The following is a 20,128-nucleotide window of genomic DNA, read 5'->3' on the forward strand; positions in this document are numbered from 1 at the left end:
ATCCTGCAAACGTTGTACTGCCGTTTACCCTTGGCGCTCACCCAGCGTTCAACATTCCGATCCCTGGTGTTGAGGCAGCCTCTTTGGACCAGTATCACCTCTTATTTACGCGCTCCTGGACCAGCTTTGGCCCCTCTATTACTGATGAGGGTCTTTGCGATTACACAACTCCACAGAGGCTTATCGTGGACTCTGATACGCTCCCCTTGTCTTGGGAACTTATTGATCGCGAGAAGACCATCACACTTGAAGACGTTCCTGATAGACGCATTACACTTGCGGCTAGCACAGAAGCTCCTTCTGAGGCTCATGGTATTCAAATGGATTTTGAAGGCTTTAATTATCTGGGCATTTGGAGTGCTGCTCCTGGTTGTCCATTTGTTGCTCTTGAGCCATGGTGTGGCATTGCAGATACCGTTGATTGTGACGGCATCTTTGAACACAAACCAGGCATCATAAGCCTTGAGCCTGGCCAAAGTATTGCTAAAACATTGAATATTAAGGTCTTCTAGCAAACTAGTTGGACACGATAAAACACCTCGTGGCGCATTTCATTTTGTAGCTCAATAAGCCGCAAGAAACAACTTCCAACAAGAAAAGAGCCTGTGAATAAATCTCACAGGCTCTTTTACGTTTAACTTACGTTGTTGTAGCGTGCGTTACTGAACGCGCTTCTTACCAAGAACACCAGCTGCAATAAGAACAGAAGATGCAGCTGCTACGGATACTGCAGCAAAGGAAGCATCACCAGTTGAAGGAAGCTTAGGCTCCTTCTTCTTTGGCTGCTTTGGCTTCTTAGGAGTCTCTGAAGGTGGAGTGGTTGGAGTTGGAGGAATGTGAGTATTAGTAATAGTAAAGCCACTGGTAACATCACCTGTTACCTCAGCGGTATAACCTTCAACCTCGTCCTCAACAACGGTGTACGTAATAGCTGTTGTAGTGCCAGCCTGATTCTTATCGAGGTTGCTAAATGTTGCAGTCCAGCCATTTGCGTCAGAGAGAACCTCACTCTTACCAGTATCTACGCCGTCTGCATAAAGGTGTACGGTAACTGAAGTAGGACGAGTACCGTCAGCGTTATTTTGATCTTCCCAAACCTTGGATACAGAAACGCTTACCTGCTGCTCGCCAGTTGCAGTACCGGCACCGCGAGGATTAATCCACCAACCTTCACGAGTGAAGTTATCAGTGTTGCCATCAAAATCAAGAGTTGCTCTATTGTCTACCTGGGTAACGTTGGCTGGAACAATGGTCTTGTACTCAAGCCAGCAATCCTGGATAAGTGGTTGGAAACCAGCAAAGTTAACCTGATTATTGAGTCGAGCAAAATCAAGAGTGTAACCATTAGGAGTAAAGGTAATTGCAGGAAGAATCTGATCTGCAGAAAGAGTCTGAACAGCGCCGTTAACAAGGTGGAGAACAAAAGAGTGCTTAAGATATGGACCAGCAAGCTCATCTGAAGGATTAACACCAGTACCAGTAAGCTTTGATGCATCAACGGTATAAGGATTTACAATCTGATCCTTAACAGTGGCATTAAGAAGACCAACCTGGGTGATATCAGATGGAGTTAGGTTAACTACCCAGCTGGTGACGTAATAATCATTTCCAGTTGTAATAGTTGCACCAGAAGGAAGCGTATAGGTTGTCTCTGCAGTTGCACCAGTTCTGTTGTACTTAGTAATTGCAGTATCCATTGCAGCAATAGAACCGCCATACGTCATGTTAAGGCTGGTGTTACCAATATTGAGCGTAGTGCTGCCATTGCCTCTCTGTGAAATTGCGCTTGACCAATTGAGCGAGAAAGACATCTGGCCATGAACGTTAAGAAGGCCCGCAATATTGTTATTGAAGGTAACAGTCATGGTATTAGGGTTACTGGTAGGAGTTGCCGTACCAACAGAAATACTATTTCCGTTTGCATCTACACCCATAACCTCAAAAGGAGCTGGAGTATTATTCTCTAGCTCTGGAGGAAGCATAATAGTAAAGGTATCACCTGGTTGTGCAGGGGCACCATTGTTGAGCGCATAATCAAAATTTACACGCACGTTACTACCAACTAATGTTGTATAGCTAGCATTTGAAATAGTTGGTGTGTACTCAACAGCTTGTGCCTTTGTGTTGAATACAGTGAGCGCAGCAAATACAGTGAGCACAAACATAACCGCAAAGCTCAAAGACCTGCTAACTAAACCCTTAGACTGCATGATGCTCCTCACAGCTAGTTCAAAGATTTATTTATCTGCACACAAATATCTGTACAAAACAATAAAATTTCTTTGAAACTCTAACTTCTTACTTAAAAATATAAAGTTCTAAAGTACTCATGTCAAAGAACTATCTATATCTCCATAAAAAAACTCCCACACGAAGTGCGGGAGTTAATATTTTTTTGGATTGTAAGGAAAGCCTACTTACCAAGAAGCTCCTGAACGTCAAGAGCAATCATGTACTCCTCGTTGGTAGGAACTACCAGGACGCGGACCTTTGAATCTGGAGCAGAGATGTCACGGATTTCACCGGAGCGAACCTTGTTCTTCTCCTCATCAATCTTGACGCCCATCCACTCAAGCTCTTTGACAACGCCAAGACGCATCTCGTCGGAATTCTCACCAATACCAGCAGAGAATGCCATGGTATCAAAGCCGTGCATAGCCTGAGCCATCTCCATGATGAGCTGAGACGTACGATAATAGAACATATCAAGTGCAAGCAGGCAGTCCTTATCGCCAGCGTGAGCGCCATCCTCAATATCACGAGAATCGGAATGACCAGACAGAGCGAGAAGACCAGACTGCTTGTTCATCATAGTGTCAATCTCATCGATGGAGTAACCACCAACGCGAGAGAGATAGAAGACAGTAGCTGGGTCAATAGTGCCGCAACGAGTGCCCATGATAAGGCCATCAAGTGGAGTAAGGCCCATGGTGGTCTCAAGATCGCGACCATCCTCAATAGCGGAAAGAGAAGCACCAGAACCAAGGTGGCAGCTAACCAGCTTGTGAGTCTGACCGTTGGTAAACTCATTGGTTGCACGCCAAATGTAGCGGTGAGAAGTACCGTGAGCGCCATACTTACGGACGTGGTACTTATCAACAACATCGCGAGGAAGAGCATAGCGATGTGCCTTTTCTGGCATATTGAAGTGGAAAGAAGTATCGCAAACGATTACATTACCGACCTCTGGGAAGAGTTCGCGGCAAATCTCAATAACATCAGCCTCAGCATAGTTATGAAGAGGAGCAAGTGGAGCAACCTCACGGACCTGAGCCAAGACCTTATCGTCTACAACAGCAGACTCTGGGAAGTACCAACCACCCTGAACAACACGGTGACCAATGCCATCAATTGGCTTATCAATAGTCTTAAGGATGTCAAAGACATGCTTAATGGCAGTCTTGTGATCAGGAAGAGCAACTTCAAGCTTCTGCTTCTCTCCACCAAGCTCCTCGTGACCAACAAAAGAACCTTCGATACCGATACGCTCGCAGTTTCCTTTTGCGTAAACCTCGCGGGTGTCAACGTCAAGAAGCTGATACTTAAGAGATGAGCTACCTGCGTTGATAACCAGTACGTTCATGTGACTCCTCTTTCCGTGAAGCAGTGCAGACTATTAGGTCTTACTCTCCTACTTCAAATAAACATAACCGCATGACATCATAAACCCCAAGATACCCCGGAGTTAAATAGACGAGCAAAAAACTTGAATATTTTTATTTTCCGCCCATAGAATCATTCAACTGCTTGCCACCTAAAACGTGGAAGTGGACGTGATTGACTGACTGGCCACCATGCTTTCCGGTATTGGTAACAACGCGGAATCCAGTCTCCTTAATTCCTGTCTTTTCTACTACCGCAGCTATAGCCTTAGTAACACTCTCAAGGGTTGCAGCAGGAATACCATCAATGATGTTGTCGTAGTGGTTCTTTGGTACAACAAGAACGTGAACAGGAGTAATAGGATTTAGGTCATTAAAAGCTACAACGTTTTCATCCTCATAGAGAAACTCTGTAGGGATTTCTTTGTTAGCAAGCTTACAAAAAATACAATCAGACATAACCTCTCCTTTACTCGTCTAAATATGCAGTAGAAGGCGCTGCGGTTGTATCAGTAATTGCAGCTCCTGCCTGGGACTCATCAAGCAGAACCTTAACCTTCTGCTCTGCAGTATCAAGCCTTCCACGAAGATCCTTTACCAGCTCAACGCCACGAGCATACAGAGCCAAAGACTCCTCGAGCTCCAAATCTGTGCCCTCAAGCTTACGAACAATCTGCTCAAGCTCAATAGAAGCATCTTTAAAAGTCAGCTCTTCAGTCTTCTTAGTATCCATGTTGTTCCCCTTATCTATGAAAGCTCAATATCAGAAACAGTTGCCTTAATTGTTCCATCCGTCATTTTGACCAGCAATGAATCTCCAACCGAGGCGTCTTTGGCCGTTTTAATGACAGATCCCTTTTCATCTTGAACATACGCATATCCCCTTGTAAGAACCTTTAGAGGAGAAAGCGCGTCTAATTTTCCTGCAAGCGAAGACAGCAAAGCCTCATGTGGATGGAGCATGGCAGCACTAGCTCTGGTTAGCCTTTGTGACTCAACAGAAAGCGTCTCTTTCTTTCTTGCAAGAAGCGCTGGCAGAGCGTCCATAAGCCTTTGCTCAGTCTGATTAAGGTCTTCTGTTCTTGTTGAAATAATATAAGCAGGATCTTTCAAACAAGGACGATCTGATAGCTTCTCTAGCTGGTACTGTTTACTTGCTAGAGCATTTTTCATTGCCAAGTTAGAGCGTTGCTCAACAGTTGTAAGTCCTGTTTTATAGAACTGCAAAATCTTTCTTGTAGCATTTCCAAGGCGAGAAATTCTGTTGTTAAACGTAGTTTGTAACTCACTAATAGCGGGAGCCACAGACTCTGCGGCAGCAGTTGGCGTTGAAGTTCTTCTATCAGAAACCATATCTGCAATGGTGGTATCTGGCTCATGACCAATGCCCGTGATAACAGGAACTGGACATGCCGCAATAGCGCGAGCCACTCCCTCATCATTGAAGCACATAAGATCTTCGAATGAGCCACCTCCACGTACCAGCAAGATTGCATCTGGCCGTGTAGTTGCAGCAACCTGGAGAGCTCTCATAATAGTTGCAGGTGCATGAGTACCCTGAACAGCACAGCTAGATACCTCAAGCTCTACAAGAGGGTTTCTGCGCGCAAGCGTACGCTTAACATCATCAATGACGCTACCAGAAAGTGAAGTAACTACACCAATGCGTGTACAAAACTCTGGAATGTAGCGCTTTCTGGAGATGTCTGTAAGACCTTCTTTTTCTAGCTTTTTAGCAAGCTGTGCCACCTTTTGGCGAAGGTCTCCTTCTCCGGCGATCTGAATAGTACGCGCATGAAAAGAAAGTTTGCCGCTTGAAGCGTAAATATCAAACTTTCCTGTCATCTGGATTTTCATGCCATCTTGCAACGTAATGCCACTAGCAGCATAAATCTTTGACCAGACAATAACTGCCATAGAACTAACAGGGTCTTTTACGTCAAAGTAGCAATGCCCAGACTTATAGTTTGGACCCCTAAATCCAGAGACCTCTCCAACCACCGTCATAGATGGCATTGAGGCAACTTCATTTTTTGCAAAGAGCACCGCATCAGATACCGAAAGAACAGAATCTTCTTTCTCTTGAATCTGATCCATTACTAGTTCCTGCTTCTGGAAGAACCAAGCAGATATAGAAGCTGGAGTGCAGAAACCATTGCAGCGGCTACGTAAGTAAGAGCAGCGGCAATCAGTACCTTTTTAGCGCCATTGTAGTCAAAGCCTGCAGGAGCATTTGCCTTCAAAAAAGCCAATCCACGCCTTGAAGCATCAATCTCTACAGGAAGCGTAACTATATGGAACAAGAAGGTGAATGCATACAGCCAAATTGCTAGCACGGTCATGCCTGAAACATTTAGCAAGACACCAGCAATAAAGACATAAATCCATGCTGCGGATGCTAAATTAACAACAGGAACAAGAGCGGAACGAACGCGAGATGGCATGTACAGCTTAGCGGTCTGAACAGCATGACCTGCTTCATGACAAGAAACAGCAACTGAAGCTACGCTACCCTCAGAGAAATTTGCATCAGAGAGGTGTAGGCAATTGTCACGTGGATCAAAGTTATCGGTGAGCTCACCAGAAATTCTCTTGATGCCAACATTGGCCGCTCCGTTAGTGTCCATCATGGTACGAGCAACAGAAGCGCCCGTGGCATTAAACCCTGAAGGAACTAGAGAATACTTTTTAAATTCATGTTTGATATACCACTGAGTACCCAATCCGAGCACCAACGAGGCAACTACTAGAACAACGTATGGGATAAACGCACCTGAGTAATACATATTTTTCTCCTATCTATGTATAGAGATGAGTATACCCAACTCACCGGACAAAAAGTCAGGTTTGCAAGAGTAATCGGTAGCTACTTGTTCTTAAGCTTAGGAGCTGCTTTTACAGTAGCTCTACTCGACCGTTTTTAACTGTTAGACCTACCTCGCCATTGAGCAATCCAACAAGCTGCTTACCTACTAATTGATAGCGCCATCCGGTTTTAAGTCTTGCATTAGCCTTGTCCAAAAGCAGATCAGTAAGATCATCTTTATTGGCAATTAACGGAGATGCAATTCCCTCTTTTTCTGAAACAATCCTGATAAGAGCATACATAAGCTCAACAACACCTTCAGAGCCAGCTGAAGGATGGGCATGATGCTCGATTTTTGGACACTGGTCTGCGGGTGTCTTTTGTCCACGCTTAATTGCATCTAGTAGATGCACTACCCCACCTTGAGAGATTTGCTCAGTGCCGCGGATTTTGCGCAGTCTATCTGGTGTTGTAGGAACACGGCGACAAATCTCAATAATGAGTTCGTCAGAAAGCACCCACTTACGTGGAACATCTCTTTTAGCAGCAGTTTCTTCTCGCCAGGCGCACACCTCTCGAGCAATAGCAAGTTGTCTGCGCGTAAGCGAGCCAGAACGTTTTAAACGGAGATATGCCTGATAGGGGTCTCGGCGATACTGCTCAATATTAGTATGCTGATCCATCTCTGGCTTTACCCAGCTCAGACGATCAAGCTTGATGAGCTTCTCGACCATTTGATTGTAGATTGCGGGAAGATATCTCACGTCATCCTCGGCATATACCAGCTGCTCTTTATCAAGAGGTCGCTTTGACCAGTCTGTTAAAGACTCAGCCTTAGCAAGCTTGACGTTAGCAAAATTTTCTACCAGACCGGCGTAGCTCACCTGCTGACGCATGCCCAAAAATGCAGCTGCTACCTGCGTATCAAATACAGGAGCGCATGCGCAATCCATTTTTTCTAGTAAAACTTCAAGGTCTTGTGAGCACGCGTGGAAAATCTTGATAATCTGCGGATTTTCCAAGAGCTCTTTAAGCGGAGTTAGGTCATCAATAAGCAAGGGATCAATCGCAGCAATCTCTGAACCTGTGGAAACCTGCACCAGGCAAAGCTTGGGAAAGTAGGTTTTCTCGCGAAGAAACTCCGTATCAACTGCAAGGATATGCGAAGTCTTTGCTCGCTCACAAAATGCGGAAAGTTCTTCTGAGGTTGCTATATACAATGCGTCCATCCAATTGCCGATTAAGTATCTAACGTAAAGCGATACACTCATACGTATCAAAATGATATACCAGCTTGTCGCAAATCTTCGGAGGATATATGAGAACCCTCATCATTCACAATCCTTGCTCGGGTTTTAGCTCTGACGCAATCTTTGAATTTGAGCGCGCTCTTTTGAAAAGCGGCGACGAATGCCTGGTAAAGCTAGTTGAAAGCCATTGGCGCACAGATGAGGTTCTGAGTTCTGTTCAGCCTGAAGATTTTGACGTAGTGGTGCTCTCGGGCGGAGATGGAACCGTATCTAGCCTGCTCTACGGCCTTAGAGGATGCCAGACACCTATTCTTGTCTTCCCTTCTGGAACCGCTAATCTTCTAGCTGCAAATATTGGAAACGCTCCTGAACCTAACGCACTGGCGCTGGCCTGCAGAAACCTTCAGACCGCACAGCTTGATCTGGGTGAGATTACCTGGACCACAGTGTCGGGAGAAACCCATGTAGCTGGAGTTCCTTTAATGGCCGGTACAGGCCTTGACGCAGAAATTATGCGTTCAGCTATCCCCCACAAACAAACCTTTGGAGAAGCCGCATACTTTACTGCGGCCCTAGCCAACCTTATGCCGCCAGTTCACGACTTCAAAATTACCGTTGACGGCAAAGTACATGAGCTTCAGGGCATTGGCTGCCTTATTGCAAACAGCTCCATGATGCAAGCAGGAATTGAATTAGCACCTGGTAATCGTATGAATGACGGTCTGCTTGAGGTTATTGTCATTGAGACTCACATGACTGCAAAGCTGGTACGCCCACTACTTTCTGGTTTCTTTGATCGCACGGGAGACTCGCTTGGTAGGCCCTACCTCAATAGCTTTAGCGGAAAAGAAATTACCGTTGAATCAACAGCTCCTATGCCACTGGAAGTAAATGGCGAGGTCACCTGCCACGACATCTACGCCTATTCTGCTAGGTGTCTTCCTGGCGCAGTAAACGTAGTAGTGGACTACATGAGCCCCTACAGTAAGAAAGCATAAGAGCAGTTAAACAGCACAATAAGCACCGCCAAAGCTTGCGTTTTCTTTTCTTTCGTTTTCGTAACATTCAGCCAAAAAGATTGCACGTAACCGTCAGATTAACTAATCTTTTATAGATACATTGCTAAGGTACGCTCACGATTTTCTAATGTGTGCGCACAGTTGATGGGATATTTTTTGGTTGACGTTTCTAAAATTCGCGAGAGGTTCGATGAGCTTTCGACTCCTATTCTGAAGTCTGGAAGACTCTATCAGCTTGCAACTTTTACACAACATGGAACTACCAGCACGCTCGACCACGTTATTGCGGTTGCTTATAGCAGCCTTGCATTTGCCATGAACGCTGGCATCAAAGTTGACGAGCATGCCCTTGTACGTGGCGCGCTTCTGCATGACTACTACCTCTATGATTGGCACGATCACGAGGCCGCGCCAGACAACTGGCACGGATTTACGCACCCTCGCCATGCACTTGATAATGCTCGCGAGGATTTCCCTGATTTAACCCCTGTTGAGGAAGACATCATCTTGCATCACATGTTTCCTCTAGTTCCTATTCCACCTCATACCAAAGAGGCTTGGATTGTAACAACTTGCGATAAAGCTTGTTCAACTGCAGAAACACTAACAGGCAATCCATACAAAAAAGATGGTTTCCGCCCAACGGGTTTCTCGACACCTGAAAGCGATTTTCAGGACACAACAAACAGTGAGTCAGGTGGGTTTAACGACTACATGGATTACGGAAACCTCTCGTGAGCACCATGACTGAGACACTGCGTACACTCTTTGCACTCGATAAGAATATTGAGATCTTTGTGCAGCATCTGCCTCAAATGGTCATAATTTTTGCGCTGATTTCTTTTGGTGGTTGGGTATACGAGACCATTTATTGCTCCGTTGTTGAGGGAGAATTTACCAAGCGCGGTTTTCTTTTTGGTCCTACCTGCCCTATTTATGGCATTGGAGCGCTTGCGGAATGGCTGGTACTAGGCCAGATTTCTAATCCAATTATTGTCTTTATCATTGGTGCAGTTTTAGCCACAGTTATTGAGTACTCGACCGGCCTCTTTTTGGAGCGTCGCTTTAAAAAGAAGTGGTGGGACTACTCCATGTTTAAGTTTAACTTGCATGGTCGAATTTGTCCCCAGGCCAGCGCGGTGATTGGCGCGTTTTCTGTTACCTCAGTTTTTGTGCTCGTTCCAACAATGCTTGATGTTTTGATGATTTTCTCCAAGCACACTGTCTCGGTTGTGGCGTTTATTGTGGTTACGCTTTATTTTTTGGACACGGTTGCCAGCCTTCTTTGGAATGGACCTACTACCCATCACAAAGTTGAAGCCGCAGCTCAAGATGCATCAATGAAGGTTGAAGAAGCCGCACAGAATGCGTCACAGAAAGTAAGCGCTGCAGCGCAAAACGCATCGCAGAAAGCAAACGCAGCAGCTCAAAAGGCAAATGCGGCGGCCCAGAATGCAACTCTTATTGCTACCCAAAAGGCTCAACAGGTTTCACAAAAAGTCCAGGTAACTAAGCAGAAACTTGACGATACCACGCAAAAAGTCAGAGACCACTTGCCGGGTTCGTTCCCATGGGACAACTAGACGGGTTTCTCGACATAGTGTAATACCTCAGCAAACGCTGATTTCGAGTTTGGATGTGTATGTACACCATTGAAAGTAGAGTTAGATATAGCGAGTGTGATGAGACCGGAAAGCTTTCCCTGGTAGGCGTTATGAACTCTCTGCAGGACTGCTCGACGTTCCACTCAGAAGATATTGGCCGCGGCTTTAAGCAACTGACCAGCGAGGGATACGCATGGGTTCTGGCAACGTGGCAAATCCAAGTTGACCGTCTTCCCCAGTTTGGCGAGAAGATCTACGTAGGTACCTGGTCGTATCAGATGAAGGGTCTTCAAGCATCTAGGTCGTTTGTTATTAATGATGCAGACGGCGCAACCATCGTAAAAGCGGACTCTACCTGGTATTTGATGGATATCAATGAAGGCAAGGCTGCTCGTGTTCCAGAAAGCGAAAACGTCTACATTACTGGCGAGCCTCGCGTAGATTTGCCACCAACTCCTCGAAAAATTGCACTTGATGGAAATGCTGTTGATGGTCCAGCCATTCATGTTTCTCAGCAGCACCTGGATACAAACAAGCACGTCAACAATGCTCAGTACGTGCTCATGGCTGTTGACACGCTTGTGGCCCTTGGCTATTCTCACAAGCTGCGTCGCATTGTGGTGCAGTACAGGAGCCAGGCGCACTTGGGCGACACCATTACTCCCCAGGTATACGCCGATGAGACGGGTTTCTCGGTAGTGCTCAAAGATGCCGAGAGTTCCACCGTCTTTGCAACAGTCAGGCTGGAGGGATAACATGACCGAGGCTAAAATAGTCAATGTAGCTGCAGCTATCTTCTATAAAGACAACAAAATTCTTGCCGCGTGTAGAGCTGATGCGGATAATGCTGGCTTCTGGGAGTTTCCTGGCGGAAAAGTTGAGGCTGGAGAAACCTCAGAGCAGGCGCTGCGTCGAGAAATTCAGGAAGAGCTGCACTGTAGCGTGCAGGCAGCGTTTTTCTATGACACGGTAGCTTACTCCTACCCCACCTTTGACCTGCATATGGATTGTTATATCTGCACGCTGGGTGAGTCTGAAGAGCCTGTCGCGGACCCAGAGATTCACTCTGAGCTTCGTTGGCTTTCCCAAAACGAGCTGCTCGACGTGCAGTGGCTTCCTGCGGACATTGAGCTCATCAAGCAGCTTGGCACGTTCTGGAACGACATCTTTGCGTCGCAGCACCTGTAGGAGCTACCTGCGCGTGAACCGCGGGCGCGAGCGCTGTGGGCGTGGATGCTGCGGACGCGGATGCTGCGGGTGTAAGCGAGCTGCAAGCGCGAACAAGTTGTCGTGTGCAAAATACTTTGCAGAGAATGTGGAGTGACAAAAAGAGGGGTTTCTCGCCATGAAATCCTTGGGCGACGACGGGTATCATCAAAGTGTAAGCGTTTGATTGAGGATTGATGGCAAAGAAAGACGACAACCAAGATACCAGGGACAACAAGCATGAATTTGGCGGCGAGGGCCCTGACTTTGACCCAAACGATCCGTCGCAGATGCCTGACGGCTCTCCTTTCCCTGCAGGCTTGCTATTTTTTATAGTTATTATGCTGCTCTCGGGACTGGGACGTTCTTGTGTTTCGAGCAATCAGACTTCCTCAAGCCCGCTTTTTGGGGACCCCTACAGCGCTTATACTGACAGCAACTGGTAATGTGTTTGGCAGTGACTTGACTGGGACTTGACAGAGGCTTGGTAGAGACTTGACTGAGGCTTGGCAGACGTGCAAATACCAGGTGTCTATTGCAATTTGAACCGTAATTTGAAGGATTGAATATGAGCAAAGCAGATCGCATTTTTATTGATATGTGCTCCGACATTATTGAAAACGGCACCACCACCGAGGGCGAGAAGGTTCGTCCTACCTGGGAAGACGGTACTTCCGCATACACAATCAAGAAGTTTGGCGTCTGCAATCGCTACGATTTGCGTGAGGAGTTTCCTGCGCTGACGCTTCGCCGTACCGCTCTCAAGAGCGCCATGGACGAGGTTCTGTGGATTTACCAGAAGAAGTCCAACAACGTTAACGACCTCAACTCTCACATCTGGGATTCGTGGGCTGATGAGTCTGGCTCCATTGGCAAAGCTTACGGTTATCAGGTTGGACAGGTTTCTCACTATGCTGACGGCGATTATGACCAGATGGATCGCGTACTCAAGGATCTCAAAGAGAATCCGTTCAGCCGTCGTATTATGACCAATCTGTACACCTTTGCCGACCTCTCCGAGATGAACCTCTACCCTTGCGCATTCAACGCAATCTATAACGTTACTCAGGAGCCAGGTAAGGACAAACCAACGCTTAACCTGCTGCTTGTTCAACGTAGCCAGGACATTCTTGCCGCTAACAACTGGAATGTTTGCCAGTACGCAATCCTGTTGATGATGGTTGCACAGGTTAGCGGCATGGAAGCTGGCGAGCTTGTTCACATGATTGCCGACGCTCACATTTACGATCGCCACGTGGATATTGTTAAAGAATTGATTTCTCGCCCAACCTTTGACGCACCAAAGGTGAGCCTGAATCCTAACGTCACCAACTTCTACGACTTCACAACTGACGACCTCATTGTCGAAGATTATCAGCACGGTCCGCAGGTTAAGAACATTCCGATTGCCGTTTAAACGCGGCTGGTGCGGACGCGGTTGGCCGGCAGGCACGCTCAATCGGACAGTCAAGCTGACATCATTATTTCTTTTAAGACGATACTTGCCAGGAGAACCACATGAACGCAATTGTTTCTGTAACACGCGATTGGGGCATCGGATGCGACGGGGACCTTCTCATCCCTAACAGGGCCGACATGAAGCACTTTGTCGAGCATACGCGCGCTTGCACAGTTGTCATGGGCAGAAAGACGCTGGAGAGCTTCCCTGGTGGACCGCTTAAAGGTCGCCGCAACATCGTCATCTCTAGAAACGCTGATTACCAGGTCGAAGGCGTTGAGGTTGTGTCGTCGGCAGAGGAAGCACTTCGTTTAGTTGAGGATGAAGCTCCCGAGAAGGTCTGGCTTATTGGTGGAGCTTCAATTTACCGTGCTCTTCTCGACAAGTGCTCTTACGCGTACGTGACAAAGCACGACACCGTGGTCAATGCGGACACGTACTTCCCCAACCTAGACGAAGATCCTTCATGGGAAGTTTGTAACGAGGAAGACGGCGGAGTGACTCCGGAAGGCGTTGCTTTCAAGTTTGTTACCTACAAGCACGTTTAGCTGTTTTGCACGCGATTTATCAGTGTGCTTAATCGTATGATTTTCATGTTGATTGGTCGAAACGTTTCATAGACTCTTTGATTTAGTTTTTATCTAAGTCCTCTTTTACCTGCATGTATGAGGGGACTTTTCTTGTTTTGGAAGATTCGAGTTAAAGGGCTGGCAAACAACCGACAGATTGCTGAAAAATCGTGCTGGTATATTCGTTTCTCATTCTAAGGAGGAGCGGATGGATATTATTTTCTCGCATGAAACTGCACTACAAATCTGCGCACAACTTAAGACACGCAGAAATGATGATGTTCTTTTGCAACGGACAACGAGGGATTTGCGCGCAACATATTCTGCGTGTTCAGATGAGGTGTATGAAGAAAAACTCCGATTTCTTAAGAAAGAATATGGCATAGTCTTGTCTAAAACCACTCATGAAATACTCAGAGACAATTTAAGGACTAGATTTTCTGAAACGCGAGTATCACACCAGTTCAAATGTCTTTTGCCGGCAGGCTCCCTTATTGATCTGGGGCAGAATATTTATTGTGTTACGCCTTCCCTAGCTGTTTGCTTACTCTCTAGGAATAAAAGTCCTCTTCATCAGATTGTGCTTGCGAATTTACTGATGGCCAGTTATGGTCATCTCCCAAACGGTGAGCTCTGCGAATTTGATACGTCGTTGGTTGCTCCGAACGAAATTGCGTCTCTATTGAATGCGCTTGAACCTTATTCTCCTGGATTACATGTCACACAAAAGAATATGCGCTTTTTCTTTTCTGATGCAGCCTCTCCCATGGAAGTAAAGATGGCAATTAGATCTGCTCTCCCATATTGTGAAGGTGGTTTCAATCAAACGCCAATTGCGTTGAATAAATCGTATGTAATAAAAGACCAAATAAACCCAGGGATACCAGCAAAAGAACGAAAGCTTGATTTGCTGTTCGGGAAGATGTCTAAATCAAATTTGTCTGGATTAAATTTAGTGGCTATCGAATATAACGGTGCGTATCATGATGACTTCTACCAGCAAAGAAAAGATAATCAAAGAACTAACGAACTGAACTCAGTGAGTATTAAAGAGTACTTTGTAAATGCGGATATCTACAGGAATCAGCTGGCAATGCAAAATATGTTCCTGAGCATTAAAAAAGACTTGGGAGACAGCAATCTGTACCGGATCAAGCAGACGCTGCGCCAGTATTCTCATGAGCAATTCATTTTGATGAATAAACTTGACTCAATATACAGATTTATGAATGAACTAATATATAAAGTTTAACTATCCCTAAATTGCCCTATGTGATAACACAGCAAAGTCAGATAATCTGCAAAATTCGATGTCAATAGCACATCAAATGAAGATATTCTGCACTAAACACGCATTTTTGGAGCAATGTATAGCCTTTTTTGACAGATTATGTGACATAGGTGTGTTTTGTGAATCTGTAATCGTAGGTCCAATTAAATTTGCCCCTCGGGCGATTAGGTAGAAGGTTTAGAAAGCCAACAAAAGAGCCGGTTACCTGGGTTTTAGGTAACCGGCTCTTGCTTTGTGCTTTACGCGCTTCGTGGTGGGCGCTCCGGGGTGGACGTGCTAGCGACGCGGCGCGCGGGTGCGAGGATTAGTCCTCGTAGAAACCTGGCTCGCGACCGTAGTAAGCATCCAGGTAGAGCTCGCGGAGCTCGGAGACAAGTGGGTAGCGTGGGTTTGCGCCAGTGCACTGGTCATCGAATGCCTGCTCAGACATCTCGTCAAGGGTATCGAGGAAGTACTTCTCATCTACGCCGTAGTCCTTGATGGTCTCCTTGACGCCGATGTATGCCTTGAGTTCCTCAATCTTCTTGACAAAGTTCTCAAAGACCTCACGATCATCCTTGCCGTTAACGCCGCAGAAACGACCTGCCTCAGCATAACGTGCGAGGGTGTGTGGGTGATCGTATTGTGGGAAGGTACCCATCTTTGTTGGACGCTCAGCTGCGTTGTAGCGCATAACGCGAGTAAGGATAACTGCGTTTGCCCAACCGTGTGGAATGTGGTGGAAAGCGCCCAGTTTGTGAGCCATAGAGTGGTTGATACCGAGGAATGCATTAGCAAATGCAAGACCACCCAGGCAGGAAGCGTTTGCCATGTGATCGCGTGCCTCAACATCGTTTGGATTGTCATAAGCACGTGGCAAGTACTCAAAGACAAGTTTCATGCCGCGAAGAGCCATGCCATCTGTGTAGTCAGATGCCATCATAGAGACAAATGCCTCGAGGCAGTGAGTAAGGACGTCAATACCAGAAGCGGAGGTCAGGCCCTTAGGCTGGCTCATCATGTTGTCAGTATCAACAATTGCCATGTTAGGAAGCAACTCGTAGTCTGCAAGTGGGTACTTAACGCCGTTGTCAGCATCAGTGATGATGGCAAATGGAGTTACCTCAGAACCAGTACCAGAAGAGGTTGGGATAGCAACAAAGAATGCCTTGTTGCCCATCTTAGGATAGTTGTAGACACGCTTGCGGATATCCAAGAAGTCCGCTGCCATGTCCTCAAACTTCTCTTCTGGGTTCTCGTACATGGACCACATAATCTTACCTGCGTCCATAGCGGAACCGCCGCCGATTGCAATGATGCAGTCTGGCTCGAAGGAGCGAATGCGAGCTACACCCTCAAGAGCGCACTGAAGGGTTGGGTCTGGAGCAACATCCCAGAATGAAGAGTGAACGATGCCCAGGGAATCCAGGGTCTCCTCGATAGTCTTGGTGAAGCCACTCTTGTATAGGAACTGATCTGTGACAATGAAGACGCGCTTCTTGTTGTAGACCTCTTTGAGCTCACGGAGAGCAAGAGGCATGCAGCCCCTCTTGAAGTAGACCTTCTCAGGTACACGAAGCCAAAGCATATTCTCTTGCCTCTCTGCAACAGACTTGTAGTTAAGCAGGTGCTGTGGGCCAACATTGCCGGAGACGGAGTTGCCGCCCCAGCTGCCGCAGCCAAGGGTTAGGGATGGAGCCATCTTGAAGTTGTAGAGGTCTCCAATACCACCCTGAGAGGAAGGGGTATTGATCAGGATACGGCAGGTCTTCATTGCCTCCTGATGCTTAGCAATCTTCTCTTTCTCGTTGATGTTGACGTAAAGAGAGCTGGTGTGACCATAGCCGCCATCAGCAACAAGACGCTCAGCCTTAGCAATAGCCTCGTCAAAGTTCTTTGCACGATACATACCAAGAACTGGAGAGAGCTTCTCGTGAGCCATCTCTTCTGAAGGTTCAACAGAAGTTACCTCACCAATAAGAACCTTGGTCTTCTCTGGAACCTCAACACCTGCGGTCTTTGCAATAAAGTAAGCAGACTTACCAACAATACCTGCATTAACAGCACCGTTGACAATAACGGTCTTACGGACAGCGTCAAGCTCTTTACCTTCCAGGAAGTAGCAGCCGCGATCAGCGAACTCCTTCTTGACTTGGTCATAAACGCTATCAAGAACGGTAACAGACTGCTCGGAAGCGCAGATCATACCGTTATCGAAGGTCTTGGAGTGAATGATGGAGCTAACAGCAAGCTTGATGTCTGCAGTATCGTCGATGATAACAGGAGTGTTACCAGGACCAACGCCCAAAGCAGGCTTACCGGAAGAGTAAGCTGCGTTAACCATACCTGGACCACCGGTTGCCAGGATGATGTCAGCATTGCTCATGACTGCTGCAGTCATATCAATGGTAGGAGCTGGTACCCAGTCGATAATACCCTTGGGGCAGCCGGCCTTCTCGGCAGCATCGCGAACAATACGAGCGGCGGCAATGGTGCACTCTTTTGCGCGTGGGTGTGGGGAAATAATAATGGCGTTTCTTGTCTTAAGAGCAAGAAGTGTCTTGAAAATTGCGGTAGAAGTTGGGTTAGTAGTTGGAATAACTGCAGCTACGATACCCATTGGCTCGGCTACAACTCGATAACCTGCAGCTGGATCATCCTCTACAACACCACAAGTCTTCATATCCTTGTATTTGTTGTAAATATACTCTGCTGCGTAATGGTTCTTGATAACCTTATCTTCCATTACACCCATGCCAGTTTCTTCAACTGCCATGCGAGCAAGAGGGATACGATTTTTCTCAGCCGCAAGAGCAGCTTCATAGAAAATCTTATCGACCTGCTCTTGAGTGAATGTTGCAAACTCTGCCTGTGCTTCGCGCATCTCTTCGAGGCGCTTGAGCAAAGTATCAACATCCTCAATTTGAGTAGCCTTCTTTGCCATAAAATCCCCTTCTATTTAGGAACATTAATTCAAATTATACCAAGGTCTGCTAAACAAATGCTTACCGTTAACCAAGTCTCTCAAAATTTATAATCTGCGTTCTGGCGTCTTCATCAGTTGCTGTAAATCTATGCCATTCACCTGGCGATTCTCTCCACATGTAATCCATGTACGGGCCAAATCCACCCACCAGCTGCGATGTCGCACGCGCAAAGCTCGGGTCCGTCTTGAGACCCGGATAGCGCACCGCCTCGACGCGCGGATGGCACGCCAGGAACGTGGCAACCACCTGCGCTGCATCGCTTGCCGCGTGGCGAGAAACCCGTGCACTCGCCTGCTCTTCCACTCCCGTAGCAGAAACCGTCACGACATCTGTAGAGCACGCCTTGGCTTCAACCGCCTCTGCTACCCACGGTATGCAGCACTTCCGCATGCACACGACAACATATCCCGGCACCCGAGCGTCCTCGGCTACTGCGATCTCTGCTCCCAGACGACATGCCGGGCTGAACTCGGCTCCAATCGTACGCACATCCGCCACAAGCAGCTCCCCTGCCGCAGCTCTGCCTTTGATGTCGCACACCTCAACGGGCACGCCAGCAAGCGGCTCCACGACGGTTACACCGCCCGAAACCAGTGTGGCGAGAAGTTCGTCTACATAGGAAACAGGGACAAGCCGCGCACGGCCTGCCCCTGTCATTTTTACGTATTCAGCTACAACATTGGTTGCGGTTTGCGTGACAACGTCGGTTACGGTTTGCGCGACAACGTCAGTTACGGTTTGCTTGACGCCGTCGATTGCACCGACACTCTTCGTGCCGCCTGCGCCATCCTGCGCGGTGCCACCCATAACCTGCACTTTGTCTGAAGCCTGTTTAACCAACGCGCTCAGCATTCTCTTTGACAACCTGAGCAATAAACTCGTCAAGCTCTGCCGTGTGAGTCTCGTTGGAGCGGTCGCGGACAGAAATGTTTCCTGCCTCAACCTCCTGCTCACCAAGGATGAGCATGTAAGGAACACGGTCAAGTGAGCGAGCCTCACGAATCTTATAGCCAATCTTCTCGTCACGGTCGTCAACCTTAACGCGAATACCAGCAGCTGCAAGCTTCTCGGCAACCTCATGAGCATAAGGACGAGACTTCTCGGAGACAGGAAGAACCTTGACCTGGCATGGGCTCAGCCAGACAGGGAACTTGCCTTCATAGTTCTCGGTCAGAATGCCAATGAAGCGCTCGAAGGAACCAAAGCCCGCGCGGTGAATCATAATAGGCTGCTTCTTGGTGCCGTCGGAGTCAATGTACTCAAGCTGGAAGTTGTGAGGCAGCTGGAAGTCAAGCTGAATGGTGCCGCACTGCCAAGAACGGCCGAGGCAGTCGGTCAGATGGAAGTCAATCTTTGGACCGTAGAAAGCGCCATCGCCCTCGTTGACAACGTACTCAATGCCCATAGACTCAAGTGCATCACGCAGGCCCTGCTCAGCGCGCTCCCAGTCCTCGTCAGAACCCATAGAATCCTCTGGGCGCGTAGAAAGCTCAACTCGGTATGGGAAGCCAAACTGTGCATAGTATGCGGTAATGAGGTGAGACGCATCCGTGACCTGCTCAGTAATCTGATCAGGGCGGATAAAGAGGTGTGCATCGTCCTGAGTAAACTCACGGACACGGAACAGACCGTGCAGAGCACCCTTCATCTCATAACGGTGATCAAGACCAGCCTCAGCCAGTTTCATAGGAAGATCCCTATAAGAACGTGGCTTGGACTTGTAAATCAAGCATGCACCAGGGCAGTTCATAGGCTTAATGGCAAAGTCCTCTTCATCTACCGTGGTGGTGTACATATTCTCTTTGTAGTGGTCCCAGTGACCAGAGGTCTCCCAAAGGGAACGCGAGAGGATCAGTGGGGTCTGAACCTCCTGATAACCAAAGCGAGCCTGCATCTCATGCCAGTAATCGGTCAGAGCGTTGCGCAGAGCCATACCGTTTGGAAGCCAGAATGGAGAGCCAGGACCAAAGTCGGACATCATGAAGAGCTCCATCTCGCGACCAATCTTCCTGTGATCGCGCTTCTCGGCCTCTTCAATCATCTTGAGGTACTGAGCAAGTTCATCTTTGGAACCAAACGCAACACCATAAATTCTGGTGAGCATCTTGTTGTTCTTATCGGCCTTCCAATAAGCACCAGAAATGCTGGTCAGCTTAAAAGCCTTAACGCCCTTGGTGTAGAGCATGTGAGGGCCAACGCACATGTCAACGTATTCACCCTGCTTATAGAAGGTGATGTGTGCGTCAGGAGCAAGATCGCCAATGTGCTCAACCTTGTAAGACTCGCCGCGCTCCTTCATGTAGGCAATAGCCTCATCGCGAGGAAGCTCAAACGTCTCAATCTTGAGGTTCTCTTT

At 47.4% G+C, this 20,128-nt stretch carries 19 protein-coding genes and 1 pseudogene; 10 read left to right on the top strand and 10 right to left on the bottom strand.

Features of this window, described 5'->3' with window-relative positions:
- A pseudogene (locus RWJ43_RS02305) lies at positions 1-512 on the top strand (aldose 1-epimerase family protein); the annotation flags it as partial.
- A gap of 147 nt (positions 513-659) precedes the next feature.
- Here RWJ43_RS02305 and RWJ43_RS02310 read toward each other — a convergent pair.
- From RWJ43_RS02310 to rnd, 7 genes are all read right to left on the bottom strand, one after another.
- On the bottom strand, positions 660-2,210 hold the full coding sequence (locus RWJ43_RS02310) for a Cna B-type domain-containing protein (RefSeq protein WP_314007272.1): 1,551 nt from the start codon (positions 2,208-2,210) through the stop codon (positions 660-662).
- 203 nt (positions 2,211-2,413) lie between these two features.
- Positions 2,414-3,583 carry an acetate/propionate family kinase gene (locus RWJ43_RS02315; RefSeq protein ID WP_035431633.1) on the bottom strand — a complete coding sequence of 390 codons (1,170 nt, stop codon included), beginning with the start codon at positions 3,581-3,583 and terminating at the stop codon, positions 2,414-2,416.
- Between the two features lie 133 nt (positions 3,584-3,716).
- Complete coding sequence (locus tag RWJ43_RS02320) at positions 3,717-4,061, bottom strand: histidine triad nucleotide-binding protein (protein WP_035428759.1); 345 nt, start codon at positions 4,059-4,061, stop codon at positions 3,717-3,719.
- Positions 4,062-4,071: 10 nt separating this feature from the next.
- The gene (gene xseB, locus RWJ43_RS02325; protein WP_035428758.1) at positions 4,072-4,335 is read right to left on the bottom strand and encodes an exodeoxyribonuclease VII small subunit; all 264 of its coding nucleotides are present in this window, start codon (positions 4,333-4,335) and stop codon (positions 4,072-4,074) included.
- A gap of 14 nt (positions 4,336-4,349) precedes the next feature.
- On the bottom strand, positions 4,350-5,699 hold the full coding sequence (gene xseA, locus RWJ43_RS02330) for an exodeoxyribonuclease VII large subunit (RefSeq protein ID WP_314007279.1): 1,350 nt from the start codon (positions 5,697-5,699) through the stop codon (positions 4,350-4,352).
- A 2-nt stretch (positions 5,700-5,701) separates the two neighbouring features.
- Entirely contained in the window at positions 5,702-6,388 is a 687-nt protein-coding gene (locus tag RWJ43_RS02335; RefSeq protein ID WP_314007281.1) for a zinc metallopeptidase, read from the bottom strand.
- A gap of 109 nt (positions 6,389-6,497) precedes the next feature.
- Complete coding sequence (rnd, locus tag RWJ43_RS02340) at positions 6,498-7,637, bottom strand: ribonuclease D (protein WP_314007283.1); 1,140 nt, start codon at positions 7,635-7,637, stop codon at positions 6,498-6,500.
- Positions 7,638-7,726: 89 nt separating this feature from the next.
- On the opposite strand from rnd, the gene RWJ43_RS02345 reads away from it, so the two are divergent.
- The 9 genes from RWJ43_RS02345 to RWJ43_RS02385 all read left to right on the top strand — a co-directional run bounded on the left by RWJ43_RS02345 (position 7,727) and on the right by RWJ43_RS02385 (position 14,767).
- Positions 7,727-8,656 carry a diacylglycerol kinase family protein gene (locus tag RWJ43_RS02345; protein WP_035435013.1) on the top strand — a complete coding sequence of 310 codons (930 nt, stop codon included), beginning with the start codon at positions 7,727-7,729 and terminating at the stop codon, positions 8,654-8,656.
- Between the two features lie 165 nt (positions 8,657-8,821).
- A complete protein-coding gene (locus RWJ43_RS02350) occupies positions 8,822-9,415 on the top strand; it encodes an HD domain-containing protein (RefSeq protein ID WP_314007287.1) in 594 nt (197 codons plus the stop codon).
- 5 nt (positions 9,416-9,420) lie between these two features.
- A complete protein-coding gene (locus RWJ43_RS02355; RefSeq protein ID WP_314007289.1) occupies positions 9,421-10,260 on the top strand; it encodes a putative ABC transporter permease in 840 nt (279 codons plus the stop codon).
- A gap of 59 nt (positions 10,261-10,319) precedes the next feature.
- Positions 10,320-11,036: an acyl-ACP thioesterase domain-containing protein gene (locus RWJ43_RS02360; protein WP_314007292.1), complete on the top strand. Its 717-nt coding sequence runs from the start codon at positions 10,320-10,322 to the stop codon at positions 11,034-11,036.
- Position 11,037: 1 nt separating this feature from the next.
- A complete protein-coding gene (locus RWJ43_RS02365; RefSeq protein ID WP_314007294.1) occupies positions 11,038-11,469 on the top strand; it encodes a (deoxy)nucleoside triphosphate pyrophosphohydrolase in 432 nt (143 codons plus the stop codon).
- Positions 11,470-11,684: 215 nt separating this feature from the next.
- The gene (locus RWJ43_RS02370; RefSeq protein WP_314007296.1) at positions 11,685-11,933 is read left to right on the top strand and encodes a hypothetical protein; all 249 of its coding nucleotides are present in this window, start codon (positions 11,685-11,687) and stop codon (positions 11,931-11,933) included.
- Between the two features lie 122 nt (positions 11,934-12,055).
- Positions 12,056-12,904: a thymidylate synthase gene (thyA, locus tag RWJ43_RS02375; RefSeq protein ID WP_314007299.1), complete on the top strand. Its 849-nt coding sequence runs from the start codon at positions 12,056-12,058 to the stop codon at positions 12,902-12,904.
- 101 nt (positions 12,905-13,005) lie between these two features.
- Complete coding sequence (locus RWJ43_RS02380) at positions 13,006-13,494, top strand: dihydrofolate reductase (RefSeq protein ID WP_314007302.1); 489 nt, start codon at positions 13,006-13,008, stop codon at positions 13,492-13,494.
- A gap of 229 nt (positions 13,495-13,723) precedes the next feature.
- Positions 13,724-14,767, top strand: coding sequence for a hypothetical protein (locus tag RWJ43_RS02385; protein ID WP_035435030.1), 1,044 nt, complete (start codon positions 13,724-13,726; stop codon positions 14,765-14,767).
- A 343-nt stretch (positions 14,768-15,110) separates the two neighbouring features.
- Here the strand turns inward: RWJ43_RS02385 and adhE are convergent, their stop codons facing one another.
- The 3 genes from adhE to thrS all read right to left on the bottom strand — a co-directional run.
- Positions 15,111-17,729, bottom strand: coding sequence for a bifunctional acetaldehyde-CoA/alcohol dehydrogenase (adhE, locus tag RWJ43_RS02390; RefSeq protein WP_314007306.1), 2,619 nt, complete (start codon positions 17,727-17,729; stop codon positions 15,111-15,113).
- A gap of 67 nt (positions 17,730-17,796) precedes the next feature.
- The gene (locus RWJ43_RS02395) at positions 17,797-18,624 is read right to left on the bottom strand and encodes a PLP-dependent transferase (protein ID WP_314007309.1); all 828 of its coding nucleotides are present in this window, start codon (positions 18,622-18,624) and stop codon (positions 17,797-17,799) included.
- A partial coding sequence (gene thrS / locus RWJ43_RS02400; RefSeq protein WP_314007312.1) for a threonine--tRNA ligase occupies positions 18,605-20,128 on the bottom strand: 1,524 nt, incomplete at its 5' end. The genes RWJ43_RS02395 and thrS, both read right to left, overlap by 20 nt.

It is taken from the genome of Lancefieldella parvula (assembly GCF_963530955.1).
In the GTDB taxonomy this organism is placed as follows: domain Bacteria; phylum Actinomycetota; class Coriobacteriia; order Coriobacteriales; family Atopobiaceae; genus Lancefieldella; species Lancefieldella parvula_A.

Coding starts and splice junctions, on each gene's coding strand:
- RWJ43_RS02310 (WP_314007272.1), bottom strand. CDS start 2,210: ATGCAGTCTAAGGGTTTAGTTAGCAGGTCTTTGAGCTTTGCGGTTATG.
- RWJ43_RS02315 (WP_035431633.1), bottom strand. CDS start 3,583: ATGAACGTACTGGTTATCAACGCAGGTAGCTCATCTCTTAAGTATCAG.
- RWJ43_RS02320 (WP_035428759.1), bottom strand. CDS start 4,061: ATGTCTGATTGTATTTTTTGTAAGCTTGCTAACAAAGAAATCCCTACA.
- xseB (WP_035428758.1), bottom strand. CDS start 4,335: ATGGATACTAAGAAGACTGAAGAGCTGACTTTTAAAGATGCTTCTATT.
- xseA (WP_314007279.1), bottom strand. CDS start 5,699: ATGGATCAGATTCAAGAGAAAGAAGATTCTGTTCTTTCGGTATCTGAT.
- RWJ43_RS02335 (WP_314007281.1), bottom strand. CDS start 6,388: ATGTATTACTCAGGTGCGTTTATCCCATACGTTGTTCTAGTAGTTGCC.
- rnd (WP_314007283.1), bottom strand. CDS start 7,637: ATGGACGCATTGTATATAGCAACCTCAGAAGAACTTTCCGCATTTTGT.
- RWJ43_RS02345 (WP_035435013.1), top strand. CDS start 7,727: ATGAGAACCCTCATCATTCACAATCCTTGCTCGGGTTTTAGCTCTGAC.
- RWJ43_RS02350 (WP_314007287.1), top strand. CDS start 8,822: ATGGGATATTTTTTGGTTGACGTTTCTAAAATTCGCGAGAGGTTCGAT.
- RWJ43_RS02355 (WP_314007289.1), top strand. CDS start 9,421: ATGACTGAGACACTGCGTACACTCTTTGCACTCGATAAGAATATTGAG.
- RWJ43_RS02360 (WP_314007292.1), top strand. CDS start 10,320: ATGTACACCATTGAAAGTAGAGTTAGATATAGCGAGTGTGATGAGACC.
- RWJ43_RS02365 (WP_314007294.1), top strand. CDS start 11,038: ATGACCGAGGCTAAAATAGTCAATGTAGCTGCAGCTATCTTCTATAAA.
- RWJ43_RS02370 (WP_314007296.1), top strand. CDS start 11,685: ATGGCAAAGAAAGACGACAACCAAGATACCAGGGACAACAAGCATGAA.
- thyA (WP_314007299.1), top strand. CDS start 12,056: ATGAGCAAAGCAGATCGCATTTTTATTGATATGTGCTCCGACATTATT.
- RWJ43_RS02380 (WP_314007302.1), top strand. CDS start 13,006: ATGAACGCAATTGTTTCTGTAACACGCGATTGGGGCATCGGATGCGAC.
- RWJ43_RS02385 (WP_035435030.1), top strand. CDS start 13,724: ATGGATATTATTTTCTCGCATGAAACTGCACTACAAATCTGCGCACAA.
- adhE (WP_314007306.1), bottom strand. CDS start 17,729: ATGGCAAAGAAGGCTACTCAAATTGAGGATGTTGATACTTTGCTCAAG.
- RWJ43_RS02395 (WP_314007309.1), bottom strand. CDS start 18,624: ATGCTGAGCGCGTTGGTTAAACAGGCTTCAGACAAAGTGCAGGTTATG.